General features: G+C 71.8%; 13 protein-coding genes. 3 read left to right on the top strand and 10 right to left on the bottom strand.

Features of this window, described 5'->3' with window-relative positions:
* Window positions 1-10: 10 nt before the first annotated feature.
* The 5 genes from ACIQRW_RS30380 to ACIQRW_RS30400 all read right to left on the bottom strand — a co-directional run bounded on the left by ACIQRW_RS30380 (window position 11) and on the right by ACIQRW_RS30400 (window position 9,004).
* A complete protein-coding gene (locus ACIQRW_RS30380; RefSeq protein WP_403766191.1) occupies window positions 11-1,792 on the bottom strand; it encodes an ABC transporter ATP-binding protein in 1,782 nt (593 codons plus the stop codon).
* Window positions 1,789-3,630, bottom strand: a complete 1,842-nt coding sequence (locus ACIQRW_RS30385) for an ABC transporter transmembrane domain-containing protein (protein ID WP_403766194.1) — start codon at window positions 3,628-3,630, stop codon at window positions 1,789-1,791. The genes ACIQRW_RS30380 and ACIQRW_RS30385 overlap by 4 nt, the downstream gene beginning before the upstream one ends.
* A gap of 160 nt (window positions 3,631-3,790) precedes the next feature.
* A complete protein-coding gene (locus tag ACIQRW_RS30390) occupies window positions 3,791-5,275 on the bottom strand; it encodes a Gfo/Idh/MocA family protein (RefSeq protein WP_403766196.1) in 1,485 nt (494 codons plus the stop codon).
* A gap of 262 nt (window positions 5,276-5,537) precedes the next feature.
* Window positions 5,538-8,483, bottom strand: a complete 2,946-nt coding sequence (locus tag ACIQRW_RS30395) for an FAD-binding and (Fe-S)-binding domain-containing protein (RefSeq protein WP_403766322.1) — start codon at window positions 8,481-8,483, stop codon at window positions 5,538-5,540.
* Between the two features lie 41 nt (window positions 8,484-8,524).
* Window positions 8,525-9,004 (bottom strand): MarR family winged helix-turn-helix transcriptional regulator, encoded by a 480-nt coding sequence (locus ACIQRW_RS30400; protein WP_403766199.1) that lies wholly within the window; start codon window positions 9,002-9,004, stop codon window positions 8,525-8,527.
* Window positions 9,005-9,119: 115 nt separating this feature from the next.
* Here ACIQRW_RS30400 and ACIQRW_RS30405 point away from each other — a divergent pair, with 115 nt between their 5' ends.
* The 3 genes from ACIQRW_RS30405 to mltG all read left to right on the top strand — a co-directional run bounded on the left by ACIQRW_RS30405 (window position 9,120) and on the right by mltG (window position 12,921).
* Entirely contained in the window at window positions 9,120-10,943 is a 1,824-nt protein-coding gene (locus ACIQRW_RS30405) for an ABC transporter ATP-binding protein (protein ID WP_403766202.1), read from the top strand.
* A gap of 99 nt (window positions 10,944-11,042) precedes the next feature.
* Window positions 11,043-11,654, top strand: coding sequence for a hypothetical protein (locus ACIQRW_RS30410; protein WP_403766204.1), 612 nt, complete (start codon window positions 11,043-11,045; stop codon window positions 11,652-11,654).
* A 406-nt stretch (window positions 11,655-12,060) separates the two neighbouring features.
* Window positions 12,061-12,921, top strand: a complete 861-nt coding sequence (gene mltG / locus ACIQRW_RS30415; protein ID WP_403766207.1) for an endolytic transglycosylase MltG — start codon at window positions 12,061-12,063, stop codon at window positions 12,919-12,921.
* Window positions 12,922-12,944: 23 nt separating this feature from the next.
* Here mltG and ACIQRW_RS30420 read toward each other — a convergent pair whose 3' ends face one another.
* From ACIQRW_RS30420 to ACIQRW_RS30440, 5 genes are all read right to left on the bottom strand, one after another.
* Window positions 12,945-14,099 (bottom strand): NAD(P)-binding domain-containing protein, encoded by a 1,155-nt coding sequence (locus tag ACIQRW_RS30420; protein WP_403766210.1) that lies wholly within the window; start codon window positions 14,097-14,099, stop codon window positions 12,945-12,947.
* Between the two features lie 79 nt (window positions 14,100-14,178).
* A complete protein-coding gene (locus ACIQRW_RS30425) occupies window positions 14,179-15,387 on the bottom strand; it encodes an LLM class flavin-dependent oxidoreductase (protein WP_403766212.1) in 1,209 nt (402 codons plus the stop codon).
* Complete coding sequence (locus tag ACIQRW_RS30430; protein ID WP_403766215.1) at window positions 15,384-16,412, bottom strand: ABC transporter substrate-binding protein; 1,029 nt, start codon at window positions 16,410-16,412, stop codon at window positions 15,384-15,386. Before ACIQRW_RS30430 ends, ACIQRW_RS30425 begins: the two co-directional genes overlap by 4 nt.
* Window positions 16,409-17,332 (bottom strand): ABC transporter ATP-binding protein, encoded by a 924-nt coding sequence (locus tag ACIQRW_RS30435; RefSeq protein WP_403766217.1) that lies wholly within the window; start codon window positions 17,330-17,332, stop codon window positions 16,409-16,411. Before ACIQRW_RS30435 ends, ACIQRW_RS30430 begins: the two co-directional genes overlap by 4 nt.
* On the bottom strand, window positions 17,305-18,195 hold the full coding sequence (locus tag ACIQRW_RS30440) for an ABC transporter permease (protein ID WP_403766220.1): 891 nt from the start codon (window positions 18,193-18,195) through the stop codon (window positions 17,305-17,307). Before ACIQRW_RS30440 ends, ACIQRW_RS30435 begins: the two co-directional genes overlap by 28 nt.
* Window positions 18,196-18,213 lie beyond the last annotated feature (18 nt).

Here is an 18,213-nt window from a genome sequence, read left to right on the forward strand (position 1 = left end):
GCCGGGCGGCTCACCCGTGCCAGGACCGCCACAGGGACGCGTACGCGCCGTCCGCCGCCACCAGCTCGTCGTGGCTGCCCAGCTCACTGATCCGGCCGTCCTCCACGACCGCGATCACATCCGCGTCGTGCGCGGTGTGCAGCCGGTGCGCGATCGCCACCACCGTGCGGCCCTCCAGGACCCGGGCCAGCGAACGCTCCAGATGGCGGGCGGCCCGCGGATCCAGCAGCGAGGTCGCCTCGTCCAGCACCAGCGTGTGCGGATCGGCCAGCACAAGCCGGGCCAGCGCGATCTGCTGGGCCTGCGCCGGGGTCAGCGCGAACCCGCCCGAGCCGACCTCGGTGTCCAGCCCCTCCTCCAGGGCCTTCGCCCAGCCGTCCGCGTCGACCGCGGCCAGCGACGCCCACAGCTCCGCGTCCTTCGCCCCGTCGCGGGCCAGCAGGAGGTTGTCCCGGAGCGAGCCGACGAAGACGTGGTGCTCCTGGTTGACCAGGGCCACATGCTCGCGGACCCGCTCCGCCGTCATCCGCGACAGCTCCGCCCCGCCGAGCGTCACCTCACCGGTGCGCGGCGCGTAGATCCCCGCCAGCAGCCGGCCCAGCGTGGACTTGCCCGCGCCGGAGGGGCCTACCAGGGCGATCCGGGTGCCCGGAGCCACGTCGAGCGACACCTTGTGCAGCACGTCGACGCCCTCCCGGTACCCGAAGCGGACGTCGTCCGCCCGCACGTCCCGGCCGTCCGGACCGACTCCGGCGTCGCCCGCGTCCGGCTCGATCTCCCGGACGCCGACGAGCCGGGCCAGCGACACCTGGGCCACCTGGAGCTCGTCGTACCAGCGCAGGATCAGACCGATCGGGTCGACCATCATCTGGGACAGCAGCGCTCCCGTCGTCAGCTGCCCGACCGTGATCCAGCCCTCCAGCACGAACCAGCCGCCGAGCAGCAGCACCGCGCCCAGGATCGTCACGTACGTCGCGTTGATGACGGGGAACAGCACCGAACGCAGGAACAGCGTGTACCGCTCCCAGGCCGTCCACTCCGTGATCCGCCGGTCCGACAGCGCCACCCGGCGGTCGCCGAGGCGGTGCGCCTCCACGGTCCGCCCGGCGTCGACGGTCTCCGCGAGCATCGCGGCGACCGCCGCGTAACCGGCGGCCTCCGAGCGGTACGCCGAGGGGGCGCGGCGGAAGTACCAGCGGCAACCCACGATCAGCACCGGCAGCGCGACCAGCACGGCCAGCGCCAGCGGGGGAGCGGTCACCGCCATCGCGCCGATCAGCAGACCGGCCCAGACGACTCCGATCGCCAGCTGCGGCACGGCCTCGCGCATCGCGTTCGCCAGCCGGTCGATGTCCGTGGTGATCCGGGACAGCAGATCGCCCGTCCCGGCCCGCTCCAGGACCCCGGGCGGCAGCCCGACGGACCGTACGAGGAAGTCCTCACGCAGATCGGCGAGCATCTCCTCGCCCAGCATCGCCCCGCGCAGCCGCATGCTGCGGGTGAACAGGGTCTGGATGACCAGCGCGACCGCGAAGATCGCGGCGGTGCGCTCCAGATGCAGGTCGGTGACGCCATTGGACAGGTCCTCCACCAGCCCGCCCAGCAGATACGGCCCGGTGATCGAGGCGATCACCGCCACCGCGTTGACCGTGATCAGGACGGCGAACGCCCTGCGGTGCCGGCGCAGCAGACTCCCTACGTAACTCCGCACGGTCGTCGGCGTGCCCACGGGCAGCGTCGTCGCCGACTCCGGGGCCGCGGGGTCGTACGCCGGGGGTGCGACGCCGATCATGCCCTCTCCTCGATTTCCTGGATGCTCTTCATGGCGGGGACTTCGCCGACGCCGTTCGGCGCGCTCGTGGCGGCCGCCTCGTCGTCGGTCTCCCGGGTGACGACCGCCCGGTAGCGGGGTTCGGTGCGCAGCAGGTCGCGGTGGGTTCCCACGGCGATCACCGTGCCCTCGTGGACGAGCACCACCCGGTCGGCGGCGTCGAGCAGCAGCGGGGACGAGGCGAACGCCACCGTCGTACGGCCCCGGCGCAGCTTCGCGATCCCGGCGGCGACCCGCGCCTCGGTGTGCGAGTCGACCGCGGAGGTCGGCTCGTCCAGCACCAGCGCCTCCGGGTCGGTGACCAGCGACCGGGCCAGCGCGAGGCGCTGGCGCTGACCGCCGGACAGGGACCGGCCGCGCTCGGTGATCCGGGTCCGCATCGGGTCCCCGTCGTTGTCGGGGGAGGCCTGTGCCAGGGCGCTCAGCACATCACCGCACTGCGCCGCCTCCAACGCCGCCTCGGCGGTGACCAGGCCCGAGGCCGGGATGTCCAGCAGCTCCTGGAGCGTGCCGGACAGCAGCACCGGGTCCTTGTCCTGGACCAGCACCGCGGCCCGTGCCGCGTCCAGCGGGATCTCGTCCAGGGCGACCGCGCCGAGCAGCACCGACGGAGTCCCCGCCGAAGCAGCCCCGTCCTCCTCGCCGGTCTCCGCGTGCCCGCCGAGCCGTTCGGCCAGCCGGCCGGCCTCGTCCGGGTCGCCGCAGACGACGGCGGTGAACTGCCCCCGGGGGGCCATCAGTCCGGTCGACGGGTCGTACAGATCACCGGAGGGCGTCACACCCTCGACGGTGGCCTCCCGCGCACTGCGGCGCAGCGACAGCACGCGCACCGCACGCTGGGCGGACGGCCGTGAGAAGGAGTACGCCATCGCGATCTCCTCGAAGTGCCGCAGGGGGAACAGCATCAGGGTGGCCGCGCTGTACACGGTGACCAGCTGGCCGACGTCGATGCGGCCGTCCCGGGCCAGCGTCGCCCCGTACCAGACCAGGGAGATCAGCAGGATCCCGGGCAGCAGCACCTGCACCGCCGAGATCAGCGCCCACATCCGGGCCGAGCGCACCGCCGCCCGGCGGACCTCCTGGGAGGCGCGGCGGTAGCGGCCCAGGAACAGCTCCTCGCCGCCGATACCGCGCAGCACGCGCAGTCCGGCGACCGTGTCCGAGGCCAGCTCGGTGGCCTTGCCCGCCTTCTCGCGCTGCTCGTCGGCGCGCCGGGTGGCGCGCGGCAGCAACGGCAGCACGGCCAGGGCGAGCACCGGCATCGCGAGCGCCACCATCAGACCGAGGGACGGGAGGTAGAACGCCAGCCCCACACAGATCAGCACGAGGGCGGTGGCGGCGGCCGCGAAGCGGGAGAGTGCCTCGACGAACCAGCCGATCTTCTCCACGTCGCCGGTCGAGACGGCGACGACCTCACCGGCCGCGACCCGCCGTGTCAGCGCCGAGCCCAGCTCGGCGGTCTTACGGGCGAGCAGCTGCTGGACCCGGGCGGCGGCGGTGATCCAGTTGGTCACGGCGGTCCGGTGGAGCATGGTGTCGCCGACGGCGATCAGGACGCCGAGGGCGACGATGAGGCCGCCGGCCAGGGCGAGCCGCCCCCCGGAGCGGTCGATGACGGCCTGGACGGCGAGTCCCACGGTGACCGGGAGACCGGCGATGCCCAGCTGGTGCAGCAGCCCCCAGGAGAGGGCCTTCAGCTGGCCCGCGAGCTGGTTGCGCCCGAGCCAGTAGAGGAACCGAGGGCCTGAACGGACATCGGGGTCGCCGGGATCCGAATACGGAAGGTCGCGAATCTGCATGACGTCCCAGGGCTTGTGAAACGGAGATCCCGACGGGACCTCGAAGAACGGGGTGACGTGCAAGGTTCCCTGTTCGTCCCGGTCCGGGGCAACCGGTTTTCCGGCCCTCACCGCAGCCCTGCGGGGTCCCGGGCCCACGCGGCCCGGGACCCCGGGGACGTCACTCCGCGGGCTTCTCGGAGTCCACGCCGGACCGGGCCTTCTTCCACTCGCCCCGGGTGAAGTCCGGGATCGGCAGCGGCGCGCCCTTGGCCTTGATGGAGAGATGGCTCAGCGGCACGGGGGCCGTCCAGACCGCCGCGTCGTACACGTCGAAGTCGGGGACCAGGCCGAGCCGCATGCACTGCATGAGCCGGAAGACCATCATGTAGTCCATGCCGCCGTGCCCGCCGGGCGGGTTCGCGTGCTCCTTCCAGAGCCAGTGGTCCCACTCGGCGTACTTCTTGAAGTCGTCCCACTGGTGGTTCGTGTTCGTGGGCTCCAGGTAGACGCGCTCCGGGTAGTCCTCGAACACGCCCCGCGTACCGCCGAGGCTGTTGATCCGCGAGTACGGGTGCGGGCTCGACACATCGTGCTCCAGCCGGATCACCCGGCCCTTGGCCGTCTGTACGAGGCTGATCGTCCGGTCGGCCCCGATGTACGACTCCTTCCAGCTGGGGTCGCCGGCCGGCATGTGCTCCTTCCGGTACTCGGCGAGGGACAGGGCCGGGGTGCCGATGCTTGTGATGCTCACGGCCCGGTCGCCCCGGTTGACGTCCATGTAGTTGGCGACCGGCCCGAACCCGTGGTTGGGGTAGAGGTCACCGCGCAGCCGGGTGTGCCACAGCCGGCGCCAGGGGCCCTCGTAGTAGTCGGGGTCGAACATCAGCTCGCGCAGATCGTGGTTGTAGGCGCCCGCCCCGTGCAGCAGATCGCCGAAGAGACCCGCGTGCGCCATGCGCAGCACCCGCATCTCGTTCTTGCCGTAGCAACAGTTCTCCAGCTGCATGCAGTGCCGCCGCGTGCGCTCCGAGAGGTCCACCAACTGCCAGAGCTCTTCCAGCCGCATGGCGATCGGGCACTCCACGCCGACGTGCTTCCCGTTCAGCATCGCCGCCTTCGCCATCGGGAAGTGGAGTTCCCAGGGCGTCGCCACATAGACGAAGTCGAGGTCCCCGCGCTTGCAGAGGTTCTCGTAGTCGTCCTCACCCTTGGCGTAGACGGTGGGTGCGGGCTGACCGGCGGCCGTCACCTTGGCCGCGGCCTTCTCCGCCTTGTCCCGGACCGGGTCGCAGACCGCCTTCACCTGGACACCCGGCACGGCGAGGAACAGGTCGATCATGCTGCCGCCCCGGTTGCCGAGACCCACGATGCCGACCCGGATCGTGGAGCGCCCCTCGAAGCGGACGCCCGCCATGGTGCGGCCCTGCCGGGCGGGAGCGGCGGCGGCCGCTTCCGCGGCGGAGAGGGCTTGCGGGGCGGTCGCCTCGGCCGCCGACGCGTTCCCCGTACCCAGTGCGCCGAGGCCGAGTCCGGCGCCGGCCACACCCGCCGTGGTCCACAGCACCGAACGGCGGCTGGGATCCTGCCGCGCCGCCTCGTCGGCCGCGCCGCTGTGCGGGGGCATGTCCTGCGGTTCCGGTGCGGGCCGGGCGTCGTCGTTCATCGAGCCTCCAGGTGGGGTTGGGGGTTCAGACGGTGCGCGAGCGCGTCCGGCCCCCGCACGGATGACGAGCGCGGGGACCGGGTCTCGGTAAGGACCCTGGAGGGTGAGGCTGATGGTGCGCAAGAGAAGTATTTGGACTCTCGTCCTCAAACCATGGACTTTCTTCACGGCACGCCGAAGCCCCGACTGGTGCAACCAATCGGGGCCCGGAAACGCTCACATGTGCACGTCGGGAGGGGTGTTGGCGACCGACGTCGGATACTCAGCGGAGGGTCGGCCGGGTGGCGTGCTCCAACTCGATCAGCGCTGAGCGATAGGGCTGCCCGGTGGCTCGTTCCATGCCGATCTCGCACATTCGGTTCGCCGACAGATAGGCGTCGTAGTCGCGGAGGCCCACCTCGGCCGCCTCCTTGGCCGTCGCCGAATCGGTCAACTCCTTGTGCAGCATCCCCCGGTCGCCCGCGAACGCGCAGCACCCCGCGTCGTCCGGCACCACGACCTCGTCCGCGCATGCCTCGGCCAGCGCGCGCAACTGCCCCACGTCACCCAGGTGTTCCATCGAACAGGTCGGATGCACGACAGCCGACCCGGCGGTGCGGAACACCGTCAGCTCCGGCAGCAGCTCGTCGGCCGCCCACACCAGCGAGTCCACAACGGTCAGTTCACGGTGCAGCGCCCGGTTGTCCTCGCTGAGGTAGGGCACCACCTCCTCGGCGATCCCGAGCGTGCACGAGGACGCGTCCACGACCAGCGGCAGCGTCCCGCCCGCCGTCCAGCCCCAGGCGGCCTCCACGATGCGGTTCGCCATGATCCTGTTGCCCGCGTCGTACCCCTTGGAGTGCCAGATCGTCGCGCAGCACGTCCCCGCGACGTCCTCGGGAATCCACACCGGCTTCCCGGCCCGCCCGGACACGGCGACCACCGCCTCGGCCAGGGAGAGGCCGGGGAGGCCGTCCGGCCCGGCGAAGATGCGGTTGACGCAGGCCGGGTAGTAGACCGCGCTCGCCCCGACCCGGTCGGTACGCGGCAGCCGTCGGGCCGCCGCCCCCGGGATCTGGGGCAGCCACTCCGGTACGAGATCGGGGCGGACGGCCTTGCGGGCGAGCCGCGTCACGGCCCCGAGCGGACCGTCGCCCACCCGGTCGCCGACCGCGTCGGCCACCGCCACTGCCAGCCGCGCCGAGGCCTCCACCACACGGAAGTTCTTCGCGGTGAGCGCGGCGATCCGCTCCTCGCGCGGCGTGTGCCTGCGGTGCCGGAAGCCCTTCATCATCGCCCCGGTGTCGATGCCGACCGGACAGGCGAGCTTGCAGGTGGAGTCCCCGGCGCAGGTGTCCACGGCGTCGTACCCATAGGCGTCCAGCAGACCGGCCTCGACCGGTGAACCGTCCACCTGGCGCATCATCTCCCGGCGCAGCACGATCCGCTGGCGCGGAGTGGTCGTCAGATCCTCGCTGGGACAGGTCGGTTCGCAGAAGCCGCACTCGATGCACGGGTCGGCGACCGCCTCCACCTTCGGAATGGTCTTCAGACCCCGCAGGTGGGCCCGCGGATCCCGGTCCAGGACGATGCGGGGAGCGAGCACCCCGGCGGGATCGATGACCTGCTTGGTCCGCCACATCAGCTCGGTGGCGCGCGGCCCCCACTCCCGCTCAAGGAAGGGCGCGATATTGCGTCCGGTGGCGTGCTCCGCCTTGAGCGATCCGTCGAAGCGGTCCACCACCAGCGCGCAGAACTCCTGCATGAAAGCGTCGTACCGCTCGACGTCGGCCGGCTTCGCCGCGTCGAACGCGAGCAGGAAGTGCAGATTGCCGTGCGCGGCGTGACCGGCCACGGCGGCGTCGAAACCGTGGCGCGACTGGAGCTCCAGCAGCGCCTCGCAGGCTTCCGCCAGCCTGGCGGGGGGCACCGCGAAGTCCTCCGTGATCAGGGTGGTGCCCGAGGGCCGGGACCCCCCGACCGCCGTGACGAACGCCTTGCGGGCCTTCCAGTACCCGGCGATCATCCCGGCCTCCCGGGTGAAGGCGTTGGTCACCGACACGGCCGGGACGACCAGGTCCAGACCGGCGACGACGGCGTCGGCCACCCGCTCGAACGCCTCCTGGCCCGGCTCGTCGTCCGCCCGGAACTCCACCAGCAGCGCGGTCGTCTCCCGGGGCAGCGCCGCCCAGTCCGCCGGAACGCCCGGCACGCTGACGGAGGCGCGCAGGGTGTTGCCGTCCATCAGCTCCACGGCGATGGCCCCCGCCTCGTTGAACCGGGGCACGGCGGCCGCGGCGGCGGTGAGGGAGGGGAAGAACAGCAGGGCGCTGGAGATCCGCCGGTCGAGCGGCAGGGTGTCGAAGACGACCTCGGAGATGAAGCCGAACGTGCCCTCGGAGCCGACCATCAGCCCCCGCAGGATCTCCACCGGCGTCGCCCCGTCGAGGAAGGCGTCCAGGCGGTAGCCGTTGGTGTTCTTGATCGTGTACTTGGCGCGGATGCGGGCGGTCAGCTCCTCGTCCGCCACGATCTCCGCCTTCAGCTCCATCAGCCCCGCGCACAGCTCCGGTTCGGCGCGGGCCAGCTCCTCGTCGGCGGCCGGATCGGCGGTGTCGACGACGGTGCCGCTCGGCAGGACGAAGGTGAGCGAGGCGAGCGTCCGATAGCTGTTGCGGGTGGTGCCCGCGGTCATGCCCGAGGCGTTGTTGGCGACGACCCCGCCGACGGTGCAGGCGATGGCGCTGGCCGGATCGGGGCCCAGCAGCCTGCCGTACCGGGCGAGGGCGATGTTGGCACGCATCACCGTCGTCCCCGGCCCGATCCGGGCCCGCGCCCCGTCGTCCAGCACCTCGACGCCGGTCCAGTGGCGGCGTACGTCGACCAGGATGTCCTCGCCCTGTGCCTGGCCGTTGAGGCTCGTACCCGCGGCCCGGAAGACCACGTCACGGCCCTTGCCGTGGGCGTACGACAGGATCGCGGAGACGTCGTCGAGGTCCTCGGGGACCAGCACGACCCGGGGGAGGAAGCGGTAGGGGCTGGCGTCGGAGGCGTACCGCACGAGGTCGGAGATCTTCCAGAGCACCTTGTCCGCGCCGAGCAGGGCCGTCAGCTCGCCGCGCAGCGGCTCCGGGGTGCCGCCCGCGCTGCGGTCGGTGACCCGGTCGGGGGCGGGTTCCCGTGCGGTTCCGGGGCGCAGGGCTTCCGGGTCGGGCTCCAGCAGCGGCATGTCGGCCATCTCCTCGGCGGTTCGGCGGTTCGGCGCGGTGTTCAGCAGTGGCGTTCCGGCATGCCGTCGACCAGGGCGGACAGCAGCCCGCCGAGGACCTCGCGCTGATCGGCGGTCAATGGGGCCAGGATCTCCTCCGCGGCGGCCCGGCGCGCGCTGCGCAGGGACCGCAGCGTGGCGCGTCCCTCGTCCGTGATCTCGACGCGGACCACCCGGCGGCTGTCGGGATCCGGTGCGCGGCGAACGCGGCCACTCGCCTCCAGGGCGTCGACCAGCGTCGTCACCGCGCGCGGAACAACGTCCAGGCGCCGGGCGAGATCCGCCATCCGGGGGGCCGCCTCGTAGCTCGCGACCGTCCGCAACAGCCGGAACTGGGCCGGAGTGATGTCGATCGGCTCCAGCTGGCGGCTCTGGATGCGGTGCAGCCGGCGGGTCAGCCGCAGCAACTGCTCGGCGAGCATGCCGTCGGTGTCGGGGGAGCCGGGGGAGCTGAGCGGACCGGGGGAATCGGGGGCGTCCATACGGGGAACAATATCAGGACCTTGTTCATTGTGAGTATAGGTAACAATGAGCTAGGCTCTCCATGTGCGAGGGCCGGGTCTGTCCGGCCACGCCTCACGCTCGACGAAGGAGCCCATGAAACCCGACGAGCCCACGTGGACGCCCCCGCCCGGTGCCCACACCGCCGCCGCCGCCGACCGGCCGCCCGCCGAGGTGCGCCGCATCCTCCGCCTCTTCCACCCCTACCGCGGCCGGCTGGCCGTCGTCGGCCTGCTGGTCGGCGCGTCCTCCCTGGTATCGGTCGCCTCCCCGTTCCTGCTGCGCGAGATCCTGGACACCGCGATCCCGCAGGGGCGCACGGGCCTGCTGACCCTGCTGGCGCTCGGCATGATCCTCACCGCCGTGATGACCAGCGTCTTCGGCGTGCTCCAGACCCTGATCTCGACCACGGTCGGTCAGCGCGTCATGCATGACCTGCGCACCGCCGTCTACACCCAGCTCCAGCGGATGCCGCTCGCCTTCTTCACCCGCACCCGCACGGGCGAGGTCCAGTCCCGCATCGCCAACGACATCGGCGGTATGCAGGCGACGGTCACCTCCACCGCGACCTCGCTGGTCTCCAACCTCACGGCCGTCATCGCGACCGTCGTCGCCATGCTCGCGCTCGACTGGCGGCTCACCGTCGTCTCGCTGCTCCTGCTGCCGGTCTTCGTCGCGATCAGCCGGCGCGTCGGCCGGGAGCGGAAGAGGATCACCACCCAGCGCCAGAAGCAGATGGCCGCGATGGCCGCCACGGTCACCGAGTCCCTCTCGGTCAGCGGCATCCTCCTCGGCCGCACGATGGGCCGCTCCGACTCCCTCACCCAGGGCTTCGCCGAGGAGTCCGAGCGCCTGGTCGACCTCGAAGTGCGCTCCAGCATGGCCGGCCGCTGGCGGATGTCGACGATCGGCATCGTGATGGCCGCCATGCCCGCCGTCATCTACTGGGCGGCAGGTCTCACCTTCGCGTCCGGAGCAGCCGCCGTCTCCATCGGCACGCTCGTCGCCTTCGTCACGCTCCAGCAGGGGCTGTTCCGCCCGGCGGTCAGCCTGCTCTCCACCGGTGTGCAGATGCAGACCTCCCTCGCCCTCTTCCAGCGCATCTTCGAGTACCTCGACCTCACGGTGGACATCACCGAACCGGAGAAGCCGGTCCGCCTGGAGAAGATCCGCGGTGAGATCGCCTTCGAGGACGTCGACTTCAGCTACGACGAGAAGAGCGGCCCGACGCTGACCGGCATCGACGTCACCGTTCCCGCCGGCAGCAGCCTCGCGGTCGTCGGATCCACCGGCTCCGGCAAATCCACCCTGAGCTACCTCGTACCCCGGCTGTACGACGTCACCGGCGGCCGGGTCACGCTCGACGGGGTCGACGTCCGCGACCTGGACTTCGACACCCTCGCCCGAGCGGTCGGCGTCGTCTCCCAGGAGACCTACCTCTTCCACGCCTCGGTCGCCGACAACCTGCGCTTCGCCAAGCCGGACGCCACCGAGGAGGAGATCGAGGCCGCGGCCCGCGCGGCGCAGATCCACGACCACATCGCCTCCCTGCCCGACGGCTACGACACCCTGGTCGGTGAGCGCGGCTACCGCTTCTCCGGCGGTGAGAAGCAGCGCCTCGCCATCGCCCGCACCATCCTGCGCGACCCGCCGGTGCTGATCCTCGACGAGGCGACCAGCGCGCTCGACACCCGTACGGAACAGGCGGTACAGCAAGCGATCGACGCCCTCTCCGCCGGACGGACCACGCTCACCATCGCGCACCGCCTCTCCACCGTCCGCGACGCGGACCAGATCGTCGTCCTGGAGGACGGCCGGGCCGCCGAGCGAGGTACGCACGAGGAACTGCTCGACCGCGACGGTCGCTACGCCGCCCTGATCCACCGCGACTCCCACCCGGCCCCGGTTCCGGCCCCCTGACCGCCGGGGCAGGACCGCGGCCCCGCGGCCCCCGGCGTCAGGGTGGTGTGACAGCCCTGATGTCACCGGCGCGACGCGCGTACGGCATGATCGCCGCGCATGAGAGCTCTCCTCGGGGTGGAACTCCCCGGCTACCGAACCGTGGACACCGACACCTGGCTGAACGACCACGGTGATGTGCTGTCGCTGCACTTCTTCGACCTGCCGCCGGATCTGCCCGCCGCACTGGACGACGGCCCCGCCCTGCGCCACGGCCTGACCCACTTCACCGCCCGAGCGGGCGGCGGACTCGTCGAAGCTTCGGTGAAGCGACTGGGCGAGCTGCCCGCCCTGCGGCAGATACTCAAACTGCCGCTGCCGGGACAGCGCAGCGGGCAGGCGTTCATCGGCAGTTTCACCGTGCCGCGCGCCGGGTGCAGCACTGTGGTGAAGATCCAGGCGGCGGAGCGCGGCATGACGGGCATGCGGGAAGCCGTGGTGATGGCCAAGCTCGGCCCCGACCAGTACTTCCGGCCGCACCCCTACGCCCCCGAGGTCCAGGGCGGGCTGCCCTTCCACGCGGCGGACCACGCCCAGTGGGACGCGGAATTCCCGGACCACCCGCTCACCCGGGTCCGCCGGACGCTCGACACCCTCGCGGCGGCGGTGACCGTGGATCCCGGGTTCACCGCACTGTCGCCCTTCACCGGGCCGGCGGCGGCGAACGGCTGAGCCAGCCGGCTCCGCACACACGGCGGCGCCGCCGCTCCCGTGGGACGGGGAGCGACGGCGCCGGGCGGAGCAATGGTCAGACGAGCCAACCCACGAAGTGGACGACGCCGGCAAGCAGGTTGGTCAGGAAGTTCATCTGGTCTTTCTCCTTGTACGTGGTGCATCTGTGGGACTGCGCAGTCGCGGTCTGCAGCCCGTTGACTGCGCTCTGCAATCATCACGCCCCGGACGGGTGAACAGCAACGAATCCCCTGACGATCACACGTTCAAGCGAACACCCGATCCCCTGTTCGTGTGTTCTGTGTGTCGTGCGTTCTGGTCCGCCCGGTACGGCGTTCGTGTCGCCGGAGCCGACGCCGTGGCCGAGCTACCGGCCGTGGCCCGCGCCCCGGGTTAACGTGCCCGCATGGTGAACGAGTCCCCGGACGCCCGCCCCCGTCGCAGACTCCGCCCGACCCGTCGCGGAAAGGTCGTCCTGGCCGCCGTCGCCCTGCTCGTCGTGTCGGCCGCCGTCCTGATCCCGCTGTCCCTGACCGGACCGGACGAGGGCGGGCACGAGAAGGAGCACCCGCAGAGCACCCTGATGATCCCGGAGGGCCGTCGCGCCTCGCAGGTGTACGAGGCCGTCGACCAGGCGCTCGACCTGAAGCCCGGCAGCACGCGGAAAGCCGCGACGACGGTGGACCTCGCTCTGCCGGCCCAGGCCGAGGGCAACCCCGAGGGATACCTCTTCCCGGCGACCTATCCGCTCGACGCCGCGACCGAGCCCGCGGGCCTGCTGCGTTACATGGCGGACACCGCCCGCAAGCACTTCGGCGCGGACCACGTCACGGCGGGGGCCCAGCGCAACAACGTCTCCGTCTACGACACGATCACGATCGCCAGCATCGTCCAGGCCGAGGCCGACACCGCGTCCGACATGGGCAAGGTGGCCCGGGTCGTCTACAACCGGCTGCTCAAGGACATGCCGTTGCAGATGGACTCCACCATCAACTACGCCCTGAAGCGCTCCACCCTGGACACGACGACCGCCGACACCCAGCTGGACAGCCCGTACAACAGCTACCGGATCAAGGGGCTGCCGCCGACGCCCATCGGCAACCCGGGGGAGGAGGCGCTGCGCGCGGCCGTCAGCCCCACGCCCGGACCGTGGCTGTACTTCGTCACGGTCGGCCCCGGCGACACCCGGTTCACCGACAGCTATGACGAACAGCAGAAGAACGTCGAGGAGTTCAACCGCACCCGCGCTTCCGCCGCCACGAGCTGACGGGCCTCCGCCCCGCGGAGCGCTCAGCCCCCGGAGACCGGGACGGCGACGACCGCCCCGGCTTCCCGGTCCGTCCGTCCGCCGTCGGCCTTCCGGTCCGGCCGCTCGTCACCGTTCTCCTCGCCCGTCTCCTTCAGCAGCCGCATGACCGACCGGACCGCCGCCCGGCCCGCGCGGTTCGCGCCGATGGTGCTGGCGGACGGCCCGTACCCGACGAGATGGACGCGCCCGTCGCGTACGGCGCGGGTGTCCTCGGCCCGGATGCCGCCGCCCGGCTCGCGCAGCTTCAGCGGTGCCAGATGGTCCACGGCGGGCCGGAACCCGGTGGCCCACAGGATCACATCGGCCTCGACGACCCGACCGTCGTCCCAGGCCACACCGCTCGGCGTGATCCGGTCGAACATCGGCAGCCGGTCCAGCACCCCCTGCTCCCGTGCCCGCCGCACCGCATCGGTCATCGGCAGCCCGGTCACGCTGACCACGCTCCGCGGCGGCAACCCCTTGCGCACCCGCTCCTCCACCATCGCCACGGCCGCCCGCCCCCACTCCTCGGTGAACGGCCCCTCGCGGAAGACCGGTTCGCTCCGGGTCACCCAGAAGGTGTCCGCCGCGTGCCCGGCGATCTCCATCAGATGCTGCGTACCGGAGGCCCCGCCCCCGACGACGATGACGCGCTGCCCCGCGAACTCCTCCGGCCCCGGGTAGTTCGCCGTGTGCAACTGCCGCCCCCGGAACGTCTCCTGGCCCGGATAGCGCGGCCAGAAAGGCCGGTCCCAGGTGCCGGTCGCGTTGATCAGGGCCCGCGGGGCGTACGACCCCTCGGACGTCTCCACCAGCAGCCGCCCGCCGCTCCCCTCCCGTACGGCGCTCACCTCCACCGGGCGGTGGACCCGCAGGCCGAAGCGCTCCTCGTACGCGGCGAAATACGCGCCGATCACCTGAGACGAGGGCCGGTCGGGGTCGGCTCCGGTCAGCTCCATGCCCGGCAGCGCGTGCATCCCGTGGACCTTGCCGTACGTCAGCGAGGGCCAGCGGAACTGCCACGCGCCGCCCGGCCGGGGCGCGTGGTCCAGCACGACGAAGCCGACGTCCGGCTCCAGGCCGACCCGGCGCAGGTGGTGGGCGGCGGACAGCCCCGCCTGACCCGCGCCGATCACGACCACGTCCAGCTCACGCACCCCAGAAATGTTCACGCTTCTACTAACTCGTCGGGGGGCCGGGATCTTCCCGGCCCCCCGACGAGCAGCACCGCGAGACTCAGCGGCCCCCGGCGACCAGCAGGGGCGCTCCACCCGGAGCCGTGGCGGGCCGGGGCTCGGCGCCGTTAGCGCCCAGCAGCGGGGACGCGGGCACGGTCGACAGCAGTCCGCGCCGCGCCAGCTCGGGGGTGACTCCCTCGCCGAACCAGTACGCCTCCTCCAGATGCGGATACCCGGAGAGCACGAAGTGCTCCACGCCCAGCGCGTGGTACTCCTCGATCCGGTCCGCGACCTCGGCATGGCTGCCCACCAGTGCGGTCCCGGCCCCGCCCCGCACCAGACCGACACCCGCCCAGAGATTCGGCGCGATCTCCAGTCTGTCCCGTGAACCGCCGTGCAGTGCCAGCATCCGCTGCTGTCCGACCGACTCGCTCCGCCCCAACGCCTGCTGTGCCGCCGCGATCGTGTCCGGATCGAGGTCGCCCAGCAGCCGGTCGGCGGTGGCCCACGCCTCGGCCGAGGAGTCCCGCGAAATGGTGTGCAGCCGGATGCCGAACCGGACCTTCCGCCCCTGCTCCTCCGCCAGGCCGCGAATCCAGTCGATCTTCTCCTTCACCGCGGCCGGCGGCTCGCCCCAGGTCAGATAGACATCGGCGTGGGCCGCGGCCACCGGTCCCGCGGCAGCGGAGGACCCGCCGAAGAAGATCTCCGGCAGCGGGTCCGGCGGCAGCGCGGTCAGCCCGCCCTCCACCTGGTAGTGCTCACCGTCGAAGTCGTACGGCTGCCCGCTCCAGACGCCCCGCACCACCGACAGGAACTCCGCGGTCCGCGCATAGCGCCGGTCGTGGTCCAGGTGGTCCCCGAACCGCCGCTGCTCCGTGGAATCGCCCCCGGTCACCACGTTGAGCAGCAGCCGCCCCCGGGTGATCCGCTGATACGTGGAGGCCATCTGGGCGGCGAGCACCGGGGAGATGACCCCCGGCCGGAACGCCACGAGGAACTTCAGCCGCTCGGTGTGCTGGGCGAGCGCCACCGTGGTCAGCCAGGCGTCCTCGCACCACGTACCCGTGGGCGTCAGCACGGCCTCGAAGCCCAACTGCTCGGCCGCCTTGGCGATCTGGATCAGATACTCGATGTCCGGGGCCCGTACGCCGCTCACCGGGGTGATCCGGTCGCGTTTGATGCCGCCGTCGGTGTAGGCGTGCCGGTCGACGAGCGTCCGGCCGTCGCCCCCGGTGGGCAGGAACCAGTGCAGATGGACGTTCACGATGAGGCCTTTCCGTAGGAGCGCGGCGCGGTGGAGGAAGCGGGGAGGTCACGGTTGAACCGGGTGTCGACGTAGTCCTCGAAGTCGAACCGCCGGGGAATCAGCCTCAGTTCGGCGAAGGTGTCGGCGATCTCCTGCTCGGAGGCGATGGCCGCGGCGTCGATCGCGACCGGGACACGGGTGCCGTAGCTGAGCTTCACGGCGTCCAGTGCCACCTCGTAGGGCAGCCCGGTCTCCTTTGCCCAGACCTTCGCCCACTCCTCCGGGTGCTCGAAGACCCACTTCTGGGCCCGCTCCAGCCGGACGAGCAGGTCGCCGATGGCCTGCGACTTCTTCCCGTCCTTGAGAGACACGGGTGAGGCGACCTGAAAACCGAGGCCGTTGACGACGCCTTCGCCGGTGGTGAGGACCCGGGCGTCCGCCGTGCGCAGGACCTGCGAGGTGTACGGGTCCCAGATCGCCCAGGCGTCGACCTTGCCCCGGCTGAACGCGGCGAGCGCGTCGGCGGGCTGGAGGTAGTTCAGCTTCACGTCCTCGATCCCGAGGCCTGCCTTCTTGAGCGAGGCGACCAGCTGGAAGTGGGCCGAACTGCCCTGTGCCACGGCGATGGACGCGCCCTTGAGCTGGGCGGGCTTCGTCAGCGGCGAGTCCTCGGGCACGACGATGACCTCACCGGCCGACGAGCCGTGCGTGGCGCCGATGACGGTGATGTTCGAGTCGGCCCCCGCGGCGAAGACGGGCGGCGTGTTGCCGACGCCCCCGATGTCCACCGCACCGGCGCTCACGGCCTCCAGCAGGGGCGGTCCCGAGGTGAAGGTGGACCACTTGATGCGGTAGTCGAGGTCGTCGAGCTCGCCGGAGGCCCGCAGGATTGCCTCGTAACCACCTCTCTGGTCACCGACGTTGAGCGTAAGGCTGCCCGCTCCGTCCGTGCTGCCGTCCGTGGTCGCGGAGGAGGAGCCGCCGCACGCGGTCAGGAGCAGGGCGAGGGGGAGGAGCAGGGCAGGCAGAGCGCGGCGTTTCATGGGGCCTCTCCGTGACGGGGGTGTGCGGATGACGCGGCGGGGTTCTTCGTCGGTCCGGGACCGGACGGGGCGGCGGCCACGGACGGCTTCGCACCGGCGGCGTCCGCCTCACCGCGGGCAGGGCCCTCCCTTTCGACGCCGCCACCGCCCTCGCCCTCGACGCCCAGTTCGGTCAGCAGGCGGGAGCGCAGGTCGGTGAACCCGGGGGAGCCGACCCCGCGGGGCCGGTCCAGCGCGACAGGCGTGTCGTACGCGATCCGCCCGTCCCGCATCACCAGCGCCCGGTCGGCCAACAGCAGGGCCTCGTCCACGTCATGGGTGACCAGCAGCACGGCGCAGCCGCGCCGCTGCCAGAGCTCCGCGACGAGCTGCTGGGCCTTGATCCGGGTCAGGGCGTCCAGTGCGCCGAAGGGCTCGTCGAGCAGCAGCAGATCGGGCTCGCGCACCAGGGCTCTGGCCAGCGAAGCGCGCTGCGCCTCGCCGCCGGACAGCGTCTTGGGCCAAGCCCCGGCCCGCTCTGCCAGCCCGACCTCCGCCAACGCCCGTTCGGCGACTTCACGTTGGGGCTTGCCCGGCAGCCCGAGCAGTACGTTGCGCCAGACCTTCTTCCACGGCATCAGCCGCGGGGCCTGGAACGCGACCGCGCGCCGGCGCGGCACCAGGACGGTGCCCGAGATCTCCCGGTCGAGCCCGGCGAGCACCCGCAGCAGCGTCGATTTGCCGCAGCCGCTGCGCCCGAGCAGCGCGGTGAACTCGCCTGTCCTCAGGGTGAGATCGAGGTCGTCGATGACCGGACGCCCGTCGAAGGCCCGGGTGAGCCCTTCGACCCGCACGGCGGCCTCCGGAGCGCCGTCAGAGGCCGCGGTCAGCGGGCCGGGGGCAAGGTCGTCTCTCACTGGCCGGTGAAGGTCGGTCGCCATTGCAGCAGCAGCCTTTCGAGGATCCGGACGATGACGTCGGCGGTGAGGCCGAGGAAGGCGTACACGACGAGACAGACGACGATCACGTCGGTCCGGAAGAACTCGCGGGCCTGGTTCATCAGGAACCCGATCCCGGCGTCGGCGTTGATCGACTCACCGAAGACGAGCGCGAGCCAGGCCGTCGCCAGCGAGTACCGCAGCCCGGTCATGGCCCCGGGCAGCGCACCCGGCAGCACCACATGCCGGACCAGCCCCCACCGTCCGAGCCCCAACGACTTACCGGCTTCGATGAGTTGGGCGTCAACGCCGCGGATTCCCGCATAGACGTTGAGATACAGATGAAAGGCCACCCCGAGCGCGATGAGGGCCACCTTCGGCGCTTCGCCGATCCCGAGCCAGATGATGAACAGGGGGATCAGCCCCACCCAGGGCACCGTGCGCAGCATCTGCACGGTCGCGTCGACCAGGTCCTCCCCGAGCCGTGAGAGCCCCGACACGAGCGCGAGCGCCGTCCCGACGACGCCACCGAGCAGGAGCCCCACGACCACCCGCTGGAGCGAGACGCCCATCGCGGCGGGCAGTGTCCCGTCCGCCACCAGGTCGGCGCCCGCGCGGGCGATGGTCCCGGGCGAGGCGAGCACATCGGGATGCAGCACCCCCGTGGCGCTGAACACCTGCCACAACGCGAGCAACAGCAACGGCCCCACCGCCCGCCGCACCCACCGCGGAGCGGCCCGCAGCCGAGACCGCCGGACGGACGCCGGAACGACCGCCTCCAGATCGGGCGGCGTTCGACTCGGCGCGGAGGATTTCTCCGGGGCAACGGACAGGCCGGGTGGTGGTGGCGCATGGCTGACGGTCATGAGGGCTCCACGGAAGGG

Origin of the sequence: Streptomyces sp. NPDC091287 (assembly GCF_044768525.1) — a bacterium.
GTDB lineage: Bacteria > Actinomycetota > Actinomycetes > Streptomycetales > Streptomycetaceae > Streptomyces.